The sequence below is a fragment of the Deinococcus rubellus genome, from assembly GCF_025244745.1.
GTDB lineage: Bacteria > Deinococcota > Deinococci > Deinococcales > Deinococcaceae > Deinococcus > Deinococcus rubellus.
The window spans coordinates 685,817-701,073 of sequence record NZ_CP104213.1 but is presented as its reverse complement, the minus strand read 5'-3'; the positions used below and the strand labels follow the sequence as shown (position 1 = coordinate 701,073).

At 63.8% G+C, this 15,257-nt stretch carries 22 protein-coding genes; 16 read left to right on the top strand and 6 right to left on the bottom strand.

From position 1 onward, the window contains the following. Positions 1-9: 9 nt before the first annotated feature. From N0D28_RS03805 to N0D28_RS03795, 3 genes are read left to right on the top strand one after another with little or no spacing between them, the layout of a single operon-like run. Complete coding sequence (locus N0D28_RS03805) at positions 10-1,062, top strand: ABC transporter ATP-binding protein (RefSeq protein ID WP_260561059.1); 1,053 nt, start codon at positions 10-12, stop codon at positions 1,060-1,062. Then, positions 1,059-2,339 carry a CehA/McbA family metallohydrolase gene (locus N0D28_RS03800; protein ID WP_260561058.1) on the top strand — a complete coding sequence of 427 codons (1,281 nt, stop codon included), beginning with the start codon at positions 1,059-1,061 and terminating at the stop codon, positions 2,337-2,339. Before N0D28_RS03805 ends, N0D28_RS03800 begins: the two co-directional genes overlap by 4 nt. 8 nt (positions 2,340-2,347) lie before the next feature. After that, a complete protein-coding gene (locus N0D28_RS03795; RefSeq protein WP_260561057.1) occupies positions 2,348-4,777 on the top strand; it encodes a glycoside hydrolase family 38 N-terminal domain-containing protein in 2,430 nt (809 codons plus the stop codon). 95 nt (positions 4,778-4,872) lie between these two features. Here N0D28_RS03795 and N0D28_RS03790 read toward each other — a convergent pair whose 3' ends face one another. The 6 genes from N0D28_RS03790 to N0D28_RS03765 all read right to left on the bottom strand — a co-directional run bounded on the left by N0D28_RS03790 (position 4,873) and on the right by N0D28_RS03765 (position 10,084). After that, positions 4,873-6,216: an ABC transporter substrate-binding protein gene (locus N0D28_RS03790; protein WP_260561056.1), complete on the bottom strand. Its 1,344-nt coding sequence runs from the start codon at positions 6,214-6,216 to the stop codon at positions 4,873-4,875. 71 nt (positions 6,217-6,287) lie between these two features. Continuing rightward, positions 6,288-7,181, bottom strand: coding sequence for a carbohydrate ABC transporter permease (locus N0D28_RS03785; RefSeq protein ID WP_260561055.1), 894 nt, complete (start codon positions 7,179-7,181; stop codon positions 6,288-6,290). Continuing rightward, positions 7,174-8,331 carry a carbohydrate ABC transporter permease gene (locus N0D28_RS03780; RefSeq protein WP_260561054.1) on the bottom strand — a complete coding sequence of 386 codons (1,158 nt, stop codon included), beginning with the start codon at positions 8,329-8,331 and terminating at the stop codon, positions 7,174-7,176. The genes N0D28_RS03785 and N0D28_RS03780 overlap by 8 nt, the downstream gene beginning before the upstream one ends. Before the next feature lie 141 nt (positions 8,332-8,472). Then, the gene (locus N0D28_RS03775; RefSeq protein ID WP_260561053.1) at positions 8,473-8,898 is read right to left on the bottom strand and encodes a hypothetical protein; all 426 of its coding nucleotides are present in this window, start codon (positions 8,896-8,898) and stop codon (positions 8,473-8,475) included. Further along, a complete protein-coding gene (locus N0D28_RS03770) occupies positions 8,892-9,539 on the bottom strand; it encodes an ImmA/IrrE family metallo-endopeptidase (protein ID WP_260561052.1) in 648 nt (215 codons plus the stop codon). The genes N0D28_RS03775 and N0D28_RS03770 overlap by 7 nt, the downstream gene beginning before the upstream one ends. Next, positions 9,536-10,084, bottom strand: a complete 549-nt coding sequence (locus tag N0D28_RS03765) for a hypothetical protein (RefSeq protein ID WP_260561051.1) — start codon at positions 10,082-10,084, stop codon at positions 9,536-9,538. The genes N0D28_RS03770 and N0D28_RS03765 overlap by 4 nt, the downstream gene beginning before the upstream one ends. 50 nt (positions 10,085-10,134) lie before the next feature. Here N0D28_RS03765 and N0D28_RS15635 point away from each other — a divergent pair, with 50 nt between their 5' ends. The 13 genes from N0D28_RS15635 (at position 10,135) to N0D28_RS03705 (ending at position 15,254) form a co-directional block, all read left to right on the top strand. Then, positions 10,135-10,431 carry a helix-turn-helix transcriptional regulator gene (locus N0D28_RS15635; protein ID WP_376777664.1) on the top strand — a complete coding sequence of 99 codons (297 nt, stop codon included), beginning with the start codon at positions 10,135-10,137 and terminating at the stop codon, positions 10,429-10,431. After that, positions 10,428-10,670: an excisionase family DNA-binding protein gene (locus tag N0D28_RS03760; protein ID WP_260561050.1), complete on the top strand. Its 243-nt coding sequence runs from the start codon at positions 10,428-10,430 to the stop codon at positions 10,668-10,670. The genes N0D28_RS15635 and N0D28_RS03760 overlap by 4 nt, the downstream gene beginning before the upstream one ends. Before the next feature lie 64 nt (positions 10,671-10,734). Beyond that, positions 10,735-11,298 (top strand): hypothetical protein, encoded by a 564-nt coding sequence (locus tag N0D28_RS03755; RefSeq protein WP_260561049.1) that lies wholly within the window; start codon positions 10,735-10,737, stop codon positions 11,296-11,298. Beyond that, positions 11,295-11,537: a hypothetical protein gene (locus tag N0D28_RS03750; protein ID WP_260561048.1), complete on the top strand. Its 243-nt coding sequence runs from the start codon at positions 11,295-11,297 to the stop codon at positions 11,535-11,537. Before N0D28_RS03755 ends, N0D28_RS03750 begins: the two co-directional genes overlap by 4 nt. Then, positions 11,534-11,746 carry a hypothetical protein gene (locus N0D28_RS03745; protein WP_260561047.1) on the top strand — a complete coding sequence of 71 codons (213 nt, stop codon included), beginning with the start codon at positions 11,534-11,536 and terminating at the stop codon, positions 11,744-11,746. The genes N0D28_RS03750 and N0D28_RS03745 overlap by 4 nt, the downstream gene beginning before the upstream one ends. Continuing rightward, entirely contained in the window at positions 11,743-11,922 is a 180-nt protein-coding gene (locus N0D28_RS03740; RefSeq protein WP_260561046.1) for a hypothetical protein, read from the top strand. The genes N0D28_RS03745 and N0D28_RS03740 overlap by 4 nt, the downstream gene beginning before the upstream one ends. Next, positions 11,919-12,197, top strand: a complete 279-nt coding sequence (locus N0D28_RS03735) for a hypothetical protein (RefSeq protein ID WP_260561045.1) — start codon at positions 11,919-11,921, stop codon at positions 12,195-12,197. The genes N0D28_RS03740 and N0D28_RS03735 overlap by 4 nt, the downstream gene beginning before the upstream one ends. After that, positions 12,194-12,376 (top strand): hypothetical protein, encoded by a 183-nt coding sequence (locus N0D28_RS03730; RefSeq protein ID WP_260561044.1) that lies wholly within the window; start codon positions 12,194-12,196, stop codon positions 12,374-12,376. Before N0D28_RS03735 ends, N0D28_RS03730 begins: the two co-directional genes overlap by 4 nt. Beyond that, positions 12,363-12,947 (top strand): Rad52/Rad22 family DNA repair protein, encoded by a 585-nt coding sequence (locus tag N0D28_RS03725; RefSeq protein WP_260561043.1) that lies wholly within the window; start codon positions 12,363-12,365, stop codon positions 12,945-12,947. Before N0D28_RS03730 ends, N0D28_RS03725 begins: the two co-directional genes overlap by 14 nt. 204 nt (positions 12,948-13,151) lie before the next feature. Further along, on the top strand, positions 13,152-13,910 hold the full coding sequence (locus N0D28_RS03720; RefSeq protein ID WP_260561042.1) for a hypothetical protein: 759 nt from the start codon (positions 13,152-13,154) through the stop codon (positions 13,908-13,910). Next, positions 13,907-14,263 carry a helix-turn-helix domain-containing protein gene (locus tag N0D28_RS03715; RefSeq protein ID WP_260561041.1) on the top strand — a complete coding sequence of 119 codons (357 nt, stop codon included), beginning with the start codon at positions 13,907-13,909 and terminating at the stop codon, positions 14,261-14,263. Before N0D28_RS03720 ends, N0D28_RS03715 begins: the two co-directional genes overlap by 4 nt. Positions 14,264-14,376: 113 nt before the next feature. Continuing rightward, a complete protein-coding gene (locus tag N0D28_RS03710; RefSeq protein ID WP_260561040.1) occupies positions 14,377-14,856 on the top strand; it encodes a hypothetical protein in 480 nt (159 codons plus the stop codon). After that, positions 14,853-15,254: a hypothetical protein gene (locus N0D28_RS03705; RefSeq protein ID WP_260561039.1), complete on the top strand. Its 402-nt coding sequence runs from the start codon at positions 14,853-14,855 to the stop codon at positions 15,252-15,254. The genes N0D28_RS03710 and N0D28_RS03705 overlap by 4 nt, the downstream gene beginning before the upstream one ends. The last annotated feature ends 3 nt before the right edge of the window (positions 15,255-15,257 follow it).

Below are 15,257 nucleotides of genomic sequence, written 5' to 3'. Positions count from 1 at the left end.
AGCAACGGCATGGCGCAACTGACCCTCAGCGGCATCGAGAAACGCTTCAACAACACCCTGGCCGTCAAGGACCTCAGCCTCGACATCAAAGACGGTGAATTCTTCGCACTGTTGGGGCCGTCCGGCTGCGGCAAAACGACCACCATGCGGATGATCGCTGGGCTGGAAGCGCCCAGCGCCGGGCAAATCCACATCGGCGAGCGCGAGGTGACAGCCTTGCCGCCGGCTGACCGCAACGTCGGGATGGTCTTTCAAGATTACGCCCTCTATCCGCACATGAGCGTACGCGACAATATCGGCTACCCGCTGAAGGTGCGCGGGGTGCGCGGCAGCAACTACACCGAGCGCATCTCGGCGGTGGCCGAGCAGTTACAGCTCGGCGCGCTGCTCGAGCGCCGGCCCGGTCAGCTTTCTGGCGGCCAGCAGCAGCGGGTGGCGGTGTCGCGGGCGGTGGTGCACCACGCCGACGTGTTCCTGTTCGACGAACCGCTCTCGAATCTCGACGCCAAACTGCGCCTGGAAGCGCGGGCCTTTCTCAAGCGGCTCCAGCGCGAGCTGAAGATGACAGTGGTGTATGTGACGCACGATCAGGTCGAAGCGATGGCCCTGGCCGACCGCATGGCGGTGATGCAGGGCGGGGTGGTGCAGCAGGTCGGCGCGCCGCTGGAGGTCTACCGGCGGCCCGCCACCACCTTCGTGGCGAGCTTTATCGGGAACCCGCCGATGAACCTGCTGCCGGTGACGCTAGAGCGCGCCGGGCGCTGGCGCTGCGGCGACGCGCAGCTCACCCCGGATACGCCCCGGCCCGAGCTGGTGGGCCGCACGCTGACGCTGGGCCTACGCCCGGAACACCTGCTGCTCGATCCGGCGGGAGAACTGAGCGGAGAGGTGATGGCGGTCGAGCCGCTGGGCGTTGAAACCATTCTGATGCTCAGCGTGGCCGGGGAAACCGTTGCCGTGCGCCTGCCCGGTGAGGCCGAGCCGCCGTCGAGCGGCACGCTGAGGCTGAGGCCGGAATGGAGCCGCGCCGTGCTGTTCGACGAAGAGGGGGCGCGTCTGTGAGTGAGACCCGATATGAACGCTTCTTCTCGCCGGAAGATGCCCGGCGTGACCCTTACCCGACCGTGCCGTTTACCGTGCCGCCCGGCACACGCGGCGTCACGGTGCGCCAGACCTTCACGCCGCAGAGCGCCACGGTCGACCTCGGTTACGCCGACCCAGTGGGCATGCGAGGCTGGAGCGGCGGCGCGCGGCGCAGCTACACGGTGACGACTTCCGACGCCACGCCGGGCTACACGCCGGGCGTCTTCCGACCCGGCGAGCACCACGTCCTGCTCGGCCTGTACCATGTGCCGCCGGAAGGGGTGACGGTCATCGTGAGCATCGAGCTGCACCCGGAACTCGACCTGCGCTGGCGGCGCGGCGACCTGCACGCCCACACCCACCACTCCGACGCCCAGGGCAGCCTGACGCAACTGGCCGCCGCCGGGCGCGACCGGGGGCTGGACTTCGTTTCGGTGGCGGACCACAACACCGTCAGCCACCACCCACACCTCGACGGAGCCTTTTTGTTGCCAGCCCAGGAAGTCACCACCTACCACGGGCACTTTGTGGCGCACGGACCGGGGCCACAGCTGGAGTTCCGGTTGACCGAGGCGGCCGGGGTGCAGGAAGTCCTCGAAGACGCCGCCCGCGCCCGGCTGCTGACGGTGCTGGCCCATCCGGTGCCGACCTGCCCGAGCTGCGATTGGGCCTGGGGTCTGGAGGAACAATTTGACGCGCTGGAAGTCTGGAACGGTCCCTGGCCGGTGCTCAATTGGATCGCCCGCGAGAAGTGGCTGGGCCTGCTCGACCGGGGCCTGCGCCTGCCTGCCGTGGGCGGCAGCGACCGCCACCAGCCGGACGCTTGGCCCGACATCAGCGAGCCGTTCTTGCAGGTCGGCTCGCCCACCACCTGGGTCAAGGTGGCCGGGCCGCACCGCAACGACCTGTACGCGGGAATCCTGGCGGGCCGTACCTGCGTCTCCGAGTCGCCGCAGGGCCCCTTGATCGACCTCTCGCTTGAGGGAGACGAGCTGTACTACGACGTGAGCGGCGAACCGGGCGGCACGCTGATGCTCTACGCCGGGCGCGAACTAATTCAAGAGGCCGAGTTTGACGGCCCGCTGAAGGGCCACCTGCCTGCCACTCAACCGGACGCCGCCTATTACCGCGCCGAAGTGGTGGCTCCCCTGCCTGCCGAACAGGCGCAGCGCGTTCAGGCCCGCTGGCCGCAGCACGTTCGCCCCCAGGACGTGACCACGCGGGTCCGGGCGCTCAGCTCGGCGGTGTGGCGATGAGCGCTCCTGTGCGCGTGCACGTCGTGTGCACCACCCACTGGGACCGCGAGTGGTACCTCAGCGCCGAGCGCTTCCGCTTCCGGCTGGTGCAGACCCTTGACGCGGTGCTTGATCTGCTGGAGCGCCACCCCGCCTACCGCTTCACCCTCGATGGTCAGGCCATCATGCTCGAGGACTACCTGGAGATCCGCCCCGAACGGGAAACTGAGGTACGCGGCCACCTCACTTCCGGACGGCTGAGGGCCGGCCCCTGGTACGTGCAGCCCGACGAATTTCTGGTCAGCGGCGAAGCGCTGCGCCGCAATCTCGATCTCGGCATGGCGCTGGTACGGCGCTTCGGCGGCGAGCCGGTGATGGCCGGCTACCTGCCCGACGCCTTCGGGCACCTCGCCAACCTGCCCGCCATCTTAAGGAGCCGGGGCATCGCGGCGGCGATCTTCACGCGTGGCCCCGGCCCGGAGGTCTCGGCGCTCGGCGATTTGTTCTGCTGGCGTGCTCCTGGCGGCGAGGAAATCACCGCGCACCGCCAGCCCATCGGTTACGGCCTGACCCTCTCGCCCGACCCGGAAGCGGCCCGTTCGCAACTCCGGACGGCGCTGGAAGAACTTCAGGCCGAAGCCAACAGCCACGAGTTCCTGCTGCAACTCGGCTCGGACCACAGCCGCCCGCAGCCGTTCGTGCCGGACCTCATCAGCGAGGTCGGTGCTCCGTTCGTCTTCTCGGACCACGACGCTTACCTGGGGGCGGTGCAGGCTGAGCACTTGACGCTGCTGAGCTACCAGGGCGAGCTTCGCAGCGGGCAGAGCCATCCGCTGCTGAGCGGCACCCTCTCGGCGCGGCTGTACCTCAAGCAGCGCAACTACGCGCTGGACGACCGATTGCGTTTCACGATCGAGCCGCTACTGGCCCTGGCCCGGCCCTACGGCGCGGCCCCGCCGGAAACGTATCTGCGCCGCGCCTGGACGCTGCTGATCCGCAACCACCCGCACGACAGCATCTGCGGGTGCAGCATCGACGAGGTGCACGACGAGATGGATGTGCGCTCCCAGCAGGCCGAGAGTGTGGCCGAGGAACTCGGGCGTGACGCGCTGGAGAGGCTCGGTCAGAGCGCCTTCGCGGGCTGCTTGCTGGTACTCAGTCCGCAGGAGGGGGATCGCCGCCTCACCACCGAGTTGCTGCTGGCCCGGCACGAGGTCACGGCGGGTGCCTTAAGGCTCGGCGCTCAGCCGGCCCAGTTCCGGGTGCTCCGCTCGGCCCTGGTCAGCACGCTGGCCGGCCTGGTCGCCGAATTGCCCCAATGGCTCGAGCAGCTTGGGGACCGTCACCCGATTCGTTTTCTGAGTTGGACCGTGCGGGACACGCATCTGGAAGGCGAAGTGGATGAGGGAGCGCGCGCGCCCGACTGCCCCCCGCCGGACACCCTGATCGCCGAGGCCATCGCTGCTGGCGTGCAGACAGTGGAGCTGCGGGTCTACCAGACTCTGGTGCAGCTCTCTGTAGACCACCTTCCCGAAGGAGAGGTGGCGGCGCTAAAGTTGCAGGTGGCCGAAGCCGGCGTCCAGTCACCTCCAGAGCAAGTGCCCGGCCTCGCCAACGGTCAGCTCTCGGTGGAGGTCAACCGTGAAGACGGCACCCTGAGCGTCACCGAGCACGCCTCGGGACAGACCTGGACGGGTCTGCACGCGCTACGCGATGTGGGTGACCGGGGCGACACCTACACCTTCAGCGCCGTGCCGGGAGCGCCAATCAAATCGCGACTGCTCAGGACCGAGCCCGGCGAGCCCGGCCCGGCATTCGGCAGCCTAAACCTTACCTACGAACTGACCTTGCCCCGGCAGCTCACCCCGGGGCGTGACGCCCGCAGCCCCGACACGGTGACAATGCTGATCCAGACGCGGGTGGTGCTGTGGAATTCGGCGCGGCATCTGGAATTTCAGACCACCTTCACCAACACGGCGCTCGACCACCGCCTACGCGTGGGATTTCCCGGCGATGGGGCTGGCAGCTTGGCCGACAGCGCGGGCGTTACGGTCATCCGGCCCGAGTTGCGGCCCGGCCCTGAAACGGCAAACTGGGCGGAGCAACCCGCTGATGCCCACCCGCTGAACCACTGGGCCGCGAAGCAGAGCCCGGCGGGCGTCTGGGGAGTGGCGTCGCGGGGGCTGAGTGAGTACGGTCAGGAAAGCGGTCTGAGCCTAACGCTGGTGCGCTCGGTCGGCTGGCTCTCCCGCGACGACCTGCCGGAGCGCCCCAGCCAGGCCGGTCCCCCCTATCCGGTGCCCGGTGCCCAGTGCCAGCGGATAATCCAGGCCGAGTACGCCTGGTTCGCCGCCTATCAGACGGCCGAACAGCTCGGCGCGGCGGCGCTGGCCTACGTGCATCCGCCGCGTGGCTGGCTGGTTCCCACTTCACCGCAATCCCCGAGCGCAGAGGGCTGACCCGAGTGCCCCCGCCTGTACGCACGCCGTGAGCCGCAGCGAAGCAGACTTCCTCAACGCCCCATTCCTTGGCTTACGCGAAACTCAGGGATGGATTACTTCTTGATCTGCGAGAGCTGGTCAGCCAGGATGGTGTTGGCCGTTTTATTGAGAGTGTCGAGCGTGGTCTTGACCGCCGCGCCATTCATGATGGCCGTCATGCTCTTCTCAATTTCAGCACGTACTGCGTCGTAGCCGGGCACAGCAGGTTCAGCCTGGGCGTAGCGCAGCAGCGCGAAACCGTTTTTAGAGGCAGGGTTAGCAGTAAAATAATCGTTCATCTTGGCAGCCACGCTCTTGCGGGTGGGAAAGTAGTTGGTGCCCTTGGCCCACTGCGCCTGTACATCGGGACTGGACCAGTACTTGACGAACAGCCAGGCGGCCAGCTCACGCTTGGCGTCACCCGTATCCACCAAACTGACGCTCGCGCCGTAGAGGTCGGCGGTGGGCTTGGTGGTGGTGTGCGGCAACGCGGCCACGTTCCAGGTAAAGGCCGCTCCCTTATCCACGGCATCCTTGTAAAACGGTAGGCCGCTGCTTGAGCCAATGGAAAACAGTAGCTTGCCCGCGCCGAAGTCGGTCTGATCGCCGTAGTTTTCGCTGACGATCTTGGCACAGCCGTCTTTGAACAGGCCCTGCAAAAAGGTCATGGCCTGCACTGAGCCGGGGTTATTAAGGGTAAACCTGCTGTCTTTCTCGTCGTAAATATCGCCACCGAAGGCAAAGCTCCACGAAGCGAAGCGCGAAGCGTCCACGCTCAGCTCGTAGCCGATGCTGGAGCCTTTGGCCTTGCTAAACGGGGTCTTGGAGGCTTTGCAGGCCGCCGACTTAAACTGTTCGGGGCTGCTGGGCGCGGACTTGATGCCGAGTTCCTTGAGCCAGGCCGAGTTGTAATACATCACTTCCGCTGAGCGCTGCACCGGAAAGCCGAGCCGCTGCCCCCCGAACACCGGAAACACGTCGGCTTTGTAGATGCCAGGGTAAAAGTCGTTGATCTCCACCGGACTTAGCCCCCACTTGCGGCTCTTAATCAGCGGGTTGAGGTCAACCAACGCGTCGGCGAGTTGGTAGGTGGCGGCCTGGTTACTATAAGCCACCGTCAGATCCGGCAACGCCGGGGTGCCCAGAAGCGGCACAATTTTCTGGTAAATCTGTGTGTAATTGCCCTGAAACTGGCCCTTGACGGTGATGCCGTAGGGATTGGTCTTGTTGAAGCTGGCGATGAGCTGATCCATCACCTTGACACTGTTGCCGGTGAGCTGGTGCCAGAAGTTGATGGTCTGGCCTTTGGGACTCACCGCGTCCCAGTTGGTGCTCTGGGCAGCAGCCACTGGCAGGACAGAGCCAGCGCTGAGAAGAGAGACGGTTAGGGCAAGGCGTGCAAGTTTGGTCTGGGTCATGGAGACTCCTGGAAAGCAGCGAGAAGGCGTCGGAACTGGCTTCAGCTCAGCGCGGGAGTGTCAGGGCCAAGTCATCCCTTCAGCCCGCTGGTGGCCACGCCCTCGGTGAACTGGCGCTGGGTGAGGAGGTAGATGATCAATACCGGCACGATGGCAATCACCGATCCGGCCATTAGCAGTTGGGTTTGTGGCCCGGCCTCGCTGATAAAGCTCCACAGCCCCACCGTCAGGGGCCGCCACCTGGGCGTGAAGGTGACCAGCAAAGGCCACAGAAACGAGTTCCACGAAGCCACGAAGGTCAGCAGCACCACCGTCAGCACGGCTGAGCGGCTCAGCGGCATCACGATCCGGGTCAGAAAGCGCAGGTGGCCCGCGCCGTCAAGCTGCGCAGCGTCCCAGAGTTCATTCGGAATGCGGGCGAAGAACTGGCGCAGCAAAAAGATGCTGAAGGCGTTGGCCATGAACGGCACCGTCAGGGCAGGCAACATATCCAGCCAAGTGCCGCCGGGCAACGGCACGATGCTGCCGCGCATGATCAAGAAGTTCGGAATAAACGTCACGGTTTCGGGAATCATCAGTGTCGCCAGCAAGACCACGAACAGCGCATCACGCCCAGGAAAGCGCATCCGGGCAAAGGCGTAGGCGGCCAGCGACGAGGTGGCCACCAGCCCCACAATGGTTAAAGCGCTGATCAGCACACTGTTGACAAAGTAGCGGTCAAAGCCGCCCTGCACCCAGGCCTGAGTGTAGTTATCAAACTGCGGTGAGGCAGGCAGCCACTGGCGGTTGATGGTTTCACCCAGGGTCATCAGCGAGGTCGTGATCATGTACAAAAAGGGCGTCAGCGCGAAGAGTGCGCCGACCGTCAGGAAGAAGTAGATCGGCAGGTGGCTGACATGAAAGATGTAACCTCCAGTCTGCACCCGTCCGGCATCGGTACCTTGCGCCGTCAAGGGATCAGCCATAAAACACCTTGCGCCCAAAGAAGCGGAACTGAAAGAGGGTGATCACCAGAATCAGGAAAAACAGCACGAACGACTGCGCGGCGGCCAGACCATAGTTGTTGGCCTGGTAGAAAGTGTCAAAAATGGTGATGCTGGCGGTGTCCAGCGTGCCCTGCGCCGAGGGAACCCGCATCACGTAGAGGTGATTAAAAGCTTGCAGCGCTCCGATGAAGCCCACCAGCGCCACGTAAAAGATGACTGGTGACAGCAGCGGCACAGTGATGTAGAAAAACTGCGGCACTGGCCCCGCGCCGTCAATCTCGGCGGCTTCGTAGAGGTCTTTGGGGATGCCGGTCAGTCCTGCCAGAAAGATCACGACGTTGTAGCCGACAAAGGTCCAGATGCCGAACAGCGCCACGGTGAAAAGGGCCATACTCGGCCCGGCCCACAGACCCGGCAACTGCCAGCCGAACATCACCTGACTGAGCGGACGCGGATCAAACAGCCACTGCTGCGGCGCGATATGCAGCCAGCCCAGCACGGTATTGGCCAAACTGCTCTCACGCGGGCTGAAGATGGCCCGGAACACGGCGGCCGTGGCGACGACCGGCATCACGTAGGGCAAAAAATACACTGAGCGGAAAAACCCCTGACCTTTGAGTCTGCGAAACAGGAAGGCGGCCAGAATCAGCGCCAGCACGATCTGAAGGGGAATGCTGAGCACGGCGTAGTACATAGTGACGACCAGCGATTTGAGGAACACCGGGTCACCGCTGCGGGTCATCATGCCCCAGCCGAGTGAGAGGGTCACCCCTGCACCCATCAAGGCCAGTGCGCCGAGCAGCCGCAGCCAGCCGAGCCGCGACTGTGACGCACCTGTCCACAGCCAGTGGGCCACCAGAATCAGAACCAGACCACCTAAAAAGGCCAGTGGGCCGCCTACATTTCCCAGCAACTGATGATAATTGGCCAGGCCCACAAAATCGCCCTGCCTGACCCGCCAGTTGTAGAGGCTCATATAAAGCGAGTAGGCAATCGGAAATAAACCGAAGAGGCCGATCAGCAGCAGTGCGGGCAGGATGAAAAGGTAAGCGGTGCCCGCCTCACCTAACTGGGCCAGCCATTTTTTGTGTGCTGGGCGGACACTGCGCGGCGGAGTGACAGCACTCATGCGTGATGATCCAGGAGAACATCTTCGAAGACTGGCGTTCGCACCTGGTCAGCATAAGGCGATCTTGTCAGAGGAAGATGGATCTTGACCAGCGCCATTTTTCGGTGTGGTCCGGTTTGTGATGCCGGCGGGTCACACTGGTCAGGTGCTGCTCGGCGTACTCGACATGCTGCTGACTTGATGGCGGATATTCGTGAACTCCTTTGTTCCAGGAGTCGACCCGAAATTGATGTTGATATGGCATTCTAAATATGAATGAGGTCGTGAGGGTTGTGTTGCCTTAGCTGGGCCCGCAGCAAACGGCAGCAGCGGTTGCAGGAGGTTGGCCTGCCCGATGAACAGGACTTCGATGAGTTCAAGCACTTCAGCCTGGACAGCGTCGAATGCCTCTTTGGGCACGCGCTGACGACCGTTTGATTGCATGCCGGTGAGGAGCATCAGAACATGTGGAACCCGGTTCTCAACAAACAGGTCGAAAATCGTTTCGAGCCTTCCCAGCTCCTGCGCCGAAATGAGCAGGCGGGACTTCAAGGGCTTCAGAGCGCCGCCGGGGTCGCTACTCACCATCCTCCCACCCCCAGCACGCGGTCGTCACGTAGGCTGCTGAGTCGCGCGCCCGGCATAAGCTGATCGACCTCGGCCACCCGGGCGTAGAGGCTCTTCTCAATCCAGACGTTGTTGGTTTCGAGCAGGATCAGCGTTTTTCCGGCCGTGATGAACGCGCCTCGTGAGGCATCCGGGTCGATGTGGATCATCCGGTCGAGAACCTGGGGCAGCTCAAGCTGAGTGACCTTTTGCAAGGCAATGGCGGCCTGCGCGGATACCCCATACCGTCTCTCGGCCTTCAGGCGCAGCGGCGTCGGCAGAAGAATGCGGCCCCCCAGGTGCGCGGCCAGCGTCTCGTTGTGCATCCGGAAGGTTTCCGGCCCCGTGAAACTCCATTGCGCCCGCAATTCCTTGTCCACGCCCGACCGCTGGATGAAGATGTGGCCCAGCTCATGGGCAAGCTTCTGGCGCTCTTCTTCCCTGCTCAGGCCGTAAGGAAGGGTGATGATCGACGGCGGTCCCTTCGTCCCACCTGGCGTTTGCCCGTAAACGATTCTGACCCTGATGTCCTGAGCGAGTCGGCGGGGGGCCGGGTAACCCAATTCATCCAGGCGGCGCTCAGTTGAGTGGATCAGGTCCTGAATCGGATCGTCGCTGCTCACTCTTCTCCGGGCCTGACATTGGACTGCTTCAAAGTCAAGAACAGTTCGGCCCAGCCCTCCGGCGAAAGATCATTACCGTCGTAGAAGTCAAAGGTATTCAGGTAGTCGCGCCAGTGCGGTGTCGCCATCTCCCGGTACCGTGCCCGGTCCCCGTACTCCTCAATCGCCAGCGCCAGATTCGGCCACAGCTCCCGAGCAGGCTGGGCGGGCTTAGGGTCAAGGATGAGTGGCGAATCGCCTGCAAGCAGCGTACCTTCAAAAAGATCCATATCGATCAGCAACTCATCTCGGCTTGACCAGCCCAGTGCTTTGGCAAAAGTATCCAGCGTGGCAGGCTGATCAATCAGCATTCTGCGAAGCGTTTTCCGGGGGTCAGCAAATAACTCCTGGCTTGCCCAAGCCCGGCTTTTACCAAATATTCGAGCGGCATCAGCTTGGCTGAGCTTATTGCTGTGCAAACGACGGCGAAGCAAGACCCCAGGCTCTTCTTTGGCGTTATCGAAGCTTCCCATGTTCACCAGAACTGTACTACGTTCAAGAATCATAGACAAATTATAGCCAGAAATGGTTGACAAGACCCTTGCTGGATCCCATAATGTTCAGCAGAGGTGAACGCATGAAGCCAAGCTTAGGGCGGCGTATCGCAATGGCGCGGGTAGGAGCTGGAATGACTATGCAAGCCCTTTCAGATGCACTTTCACGCGCGAAATCCACGATCAGCCACTGGGAGAACGATCTTGCCGAGCCTTCTTTAGAGGACATAAGCCGTATCTCATCTACCCTCTATGTAAACCAGAACTGGCTAGCATTCGGAGAGGGATTGATACATTCTGCACCCACCCATGCAGTCCGACCCGCGTCCACCGAAGCCCTTGAGGTGCAGCCCGCATGACCCTCCGCCTCGCCTACACCTACGACGAAGCCGCCGAGCTGCTCGGTGTGGGCAAGTTGCTCATTCGCTCGCTGGTGGACAGCGGTGAGCTGATCGCCATTTGCATCAGTAGCCACGAAGACGCCCGCAGCAAGCGCATCAGCCACCACGAACTCACCCGCTTTATTGCCGCCCGCGAAGCGTTGCAGCGCCACAAATTCGCGGGCCTGACCCTCGGCGGCGTAAGCCAGAGCGCCTGACAGCAAAACCCCCCACGAGTTCAGCCGACGAAGCGACTCAGTGGGGGGCAAAGGAGACCCCAATATGTTACAGCCGATTCCCACGCAAACCAAGCCCCACCTCCTCAAAGCCCACGCCGAGCGGTGTCGCCACTGTGGCCGCGCCCTGACCCACCCCGGTACCGTCATTCCCTTCGTCGGCGTGGTTGGCCCGGAGTGCCGCCACAAGTTCGGTTCGCTGCTGGCCCTGGTGGCCGACGTGGAAATGCTCCAGTTCGACATTGACGATCAGGGCAGCCAGCGCCTGGCGAGCAGCATCTGCGCCACGTTGCGTCAGATCGGCTTCGAGGTGCAGAAGAACGTCAACCTGAACACGCGCGTGCTGTGGCTGGAAATCGGCAGCCGCCGGGTGACGCGGCGCGGCGACGCCATGATTAAGACCTGGGAGCAGGTGCGCGCCGAGTTCGAGACTCGCCTCAAGCTGGCCGCCGCTGAGCGCGATGAGGCCGCCCCTTACGTCCCCACCGAGCCGGTTCACAGGTGGGGCATTTCCCGCTTCCGGGGCCAGCTGAAGTTCCTGACCGGGCGCGGGCTGATCGACGAGGCCAATGCGCTGAGCGCTGCCTACCTCAACGGAGGCGCGGCGTGAGCAGCATCTACGCGAGTCCGCCCGCCGAAGTCCTGCGCCTCGAAAGCGACCCCTACGCCGAGATGCACCAGCCTGATCGCCCTTTCCGCATCGCGCTGTTCGCCCCGGAGATGAACGTGCTGGATGAAGACGTCAGCCGCGCCGTCATCAACCTGAGCCGCGCCGAGCTGTTCAAGCTGCACGTGATCAGCGGTGAGCTGCTGACCAACAGCGCCGAAGAAGCCGGTGAGCGCGGATGAGGGTGATCTTGTTTGAAAGCGAATGCGGCACCCTGCGGATTGAGCCGTCCACAGAAGGCCTCGTCAAGGTCACGACATTCGCTGCCAACGGCACTGAGGGCGAACAGCTCTGGTTTTCTGGTGATGAGATTAGCGAGGTCGCTGCCGCCTTGCAGGAATGCGCCGACACAGCCGCGCTTCTTGACGCTGAAGCGGGTGAGCGCGGATGAAGCCTCTGCACCTGGTCACGCACCGCGCCCAGCGCCGCCTGTGCCTCTCCCTGGCCCGCCTTTCCCGCGACCTCAGCCGCCGCAATACCCAACCCCGCTGCTGGAGCTGCCGCAACCAAGTGGCGGCCAGCAGCGTCCAGTGCGCCGGATGCTCGGTGCGAGCGGAACTGCCATGACACGACTGCTCCCGGCCATCGGTTCCGGCTATCACCCCACCGCCTGGTGCGCCAACTGCGGTGACCCGTACCCCGTCGAGAGTGTCTGCCCCTGCGTACTCGAAGACGAGGCCAAAGCCAGCATCACCCATTTCATTCACGACCTGCTCAACGCGGCCAATATCCGCCGCCGCACCCTGGCGCTGCTGGCCGAGCGCTACGGCCCGAAATGCACAGACTGTGGCCAGCCTGCCGCATTCAACATCTGCGCTTCCTGCCTGGGGAAACGGGTGTGAAGTGGCTCCTGCTCCTCGCCGCCTACCTGCTGGGCCTGCTGGTGTTCCGGCAATGCTGCGACCTCCTCACGTTTGAGCAGGCCATCGCCGTCTCAGTGCTCCAGGCCGTCCTGATGCTGGCCGTCGTCTGCGCCTTCTTCAAGCCACATTCCACTGAGGTCGACCATGAAATTGAGTGATGTCTCCAAGCGCTTCCAGGCTCCGCTTCCTGCCAGGGAGATTCACTGGAAACCGGCCAGCTTCAACCGCGAGCGCACCCGCGCGCTGCTGCTGGCCCACATCGACGCCCGCGCCGTGCAGGACCGGCTCGATACCGTCTGCCCCGATGACTGGCATTTCGAGATGGAGATCGTTACCGGCGCAGCGCGGCCCACCGTCAAGGGCCGCCTGGTCATCCTCGGCGTGGTCCGCGAGGACATCGGCGAGGCGGGCGAACCGGGCACCTTCAAAGCGGCGGCAAGTGACGCGCTCAAGCGGTGCGCGGTGCAGTTCGGCATCGGGCGCTACCTCTACGACCTGCCCAAAACCTGGGACGAATGGGACGACACCAAACGCGCCCCGGTCCGGATACCCGAATTGCCCCAGTGGGCCTTGCCGGACCATGAGCGCAGTCCCGGTGGGATGCACCTGGTGCAGGCCCTTGAGCAGCTCAAGTACGAGTTGCCCGACGACATGGGGGTGCAGAGAGAAATCTACAAACACCTGAAGGCCGCGCTTCAGAGTCTGCACCCGGTGGCCAGCCATGGCTGACCCTCTCCAAGCCGAGCGAACCCACACGTGCATGTCCTGCTTCGGCACCTTCACCTCTTCGCGCCCGGCCTATGCCTGCCACGGGGGCAGTGCGTGTCCATTCGACGAGCCGGATAACTGGGAGAGCTACGAGCCGGACCCAGTGGCTGACTGGGGACCATATGGAGCTGATCCCAATCCAGTGGCGATCTGGGACGACTTGCTATGAAGGCTGATGAATTATCTGCTCTGACCGAGCTGCTCGCGGAGATGTTCGCCGAAGCAGCGGGTGGCCCGCCTGCCCGCCGGGTCGTGGCACGCGGCCTGCACCTGAAAGCCTCGGTGCGGGAGAGTGGCCGCCGCGAGTTGCTGATCTGGCGCAAGGCCGGCCTGCCCAGCAAGAAGGAGTGGGACGTGGTGGCGCGTGACGCCGGGTTTGTCGAGCCGAAGTTCCAGCCCTGGACGTGCGAGGGCAAGGACGGCTTCCACGTCCACGATCTGGCCGACTGGCAGCACCTCTGCACGCATGCGTGGGACGGAGTGATGTTCCTGAGCGGGCGCACAGAAGGCGGCACCTCGCGGAGTTGTAAGCGCTGCGGGACGACCGCCACGGTGATGCACAAGAAGCGGGCCAAGCACAGTACCTTCCTGTACAACGAACACGAAGTCAGCGAGGCGGTGTATGCCCTCATCACGGTGGCCGGACCGATGCCCAGCAACCTCGACGCTGAGGCCCGTGCGGCACTGCTCAGCGAGATGGCCGAGCAGGTGGTGACGGTGAACAGCCGCCTGGCACTCCACGGCGCGGTATGCGGCCTGTGCAGGCACGGGGAACCGGACTGGGACCTGGTGGCCTGCACGCTCGGCTGGGAAGGCCACGAACGGCCCATCACCTCCCATCCCGGCGTGCCGTTGCCGCTGCTCTCCCCGCGCTGCCGGTGCATGGCGCTCACGGACCGCTGGACGCCCAGGAAGGCCGCATGAGCCTTTACGCCACCAGGTGGGCCTACGCCCAGGACGTCAAGCCTGCCGGACGCAAATTCGTGCTCGTGGCCATCGCCGACTTCGCCGATGCCGAAGGCCGGGCCTTCCCCGGTGCCAGCACCATTGCAGAGATGACCGGCCAGGACGAGCGCAGCGTACGCCGCCACATCGACAGCCTGCAGCAGGACGGATTCATCAAGTCCGCCCCCGCCGCCGCCGAGACGGTTCACGAACGACTGACGAGATCTGGCTTCAAGCTCCGGAGGAAGCGCTCAGGCCAGCCCATGCCGGGCAATCGGTGCGGAAGGCCAAGCAACCGGACAGAATGCCCGGTAGTCAACCGGACAATTTGACAGGGCTTACCGGACAATCTGACAGGCCCAACCGGACAATCTGTCCGCCCTTACCGGACAATTTGACAGGGCATGATCCGTTAGTTGTCCGTCACTTAGATCCGTCAGTAGTAGTGATCGTTGGCGAGGACGCCACTTCGCAGACGACGGCGACTTCACCTCAGGAGACGAACACCGAAAACGGCAGCGACGCAAGCGCCGAACCGCGAATGGCCTCGGTCACTGTCCAGGGTGATACTCAGGCACACCCAGAACTTGAAGCGAGCCAGACCACGAGCAACAGAAATGTTCCGGGCGCGGCGGCGCGGGCGGCACTGCGGCGCGGTTTTAGCGAAACGTTCCTGGTGCAGCTGCTGGGCGAATTCGAGGACCGGCTGGCGTGGCTGGACCTGCCGCCACCACGGATCGACGAGCTGCTCAGAGACGCGCGAATGGCGCAGGGCAGCAACTACAAAACCTCGCTGATCGCCGCGCTGGATGACGACGTGCGGGCCAGCAAGGCGCGCGCCTCACCGAAGGTGGCGGCGGCCGTGCCGGTGAAGCCGAAAGTCTCCGCCCGCGTCCTCGAAGCACTCAAGGGAGGTTCAGCATGACGATGACCGATCAACCCAGCCCGGAAGTAATGAGCCTGGCCAGACGCCTGATGGACCATCCCAACGCCCTCAAAGGCATACACAACACCGAAGCGCGGGTGCAAGAACAGCGGGAAGCGGCCAGAACGAAGACGGTCCACGTCTGCCCGTACTGCGGAACGGAGGGCGTGCCGATCCGGGTCGGCGAGTACCAGTTCACCCGGCGGCGCGACGATTGCTGCCAGCAGGCCATTTTCGATGCCGCCAAAGTCGCCCTCTACTACAGCACCGACGAGAACAATCCTGAAGACGCGTCGCTGCAACAGGCCCGCTTCTTCGCGGTGCTCAAGGCGCAACTGACTGATCTGAACTTGCGGCGTGAACTGGCCACCCACGAGTACCGGCGTGCAGGCGATTGAGCG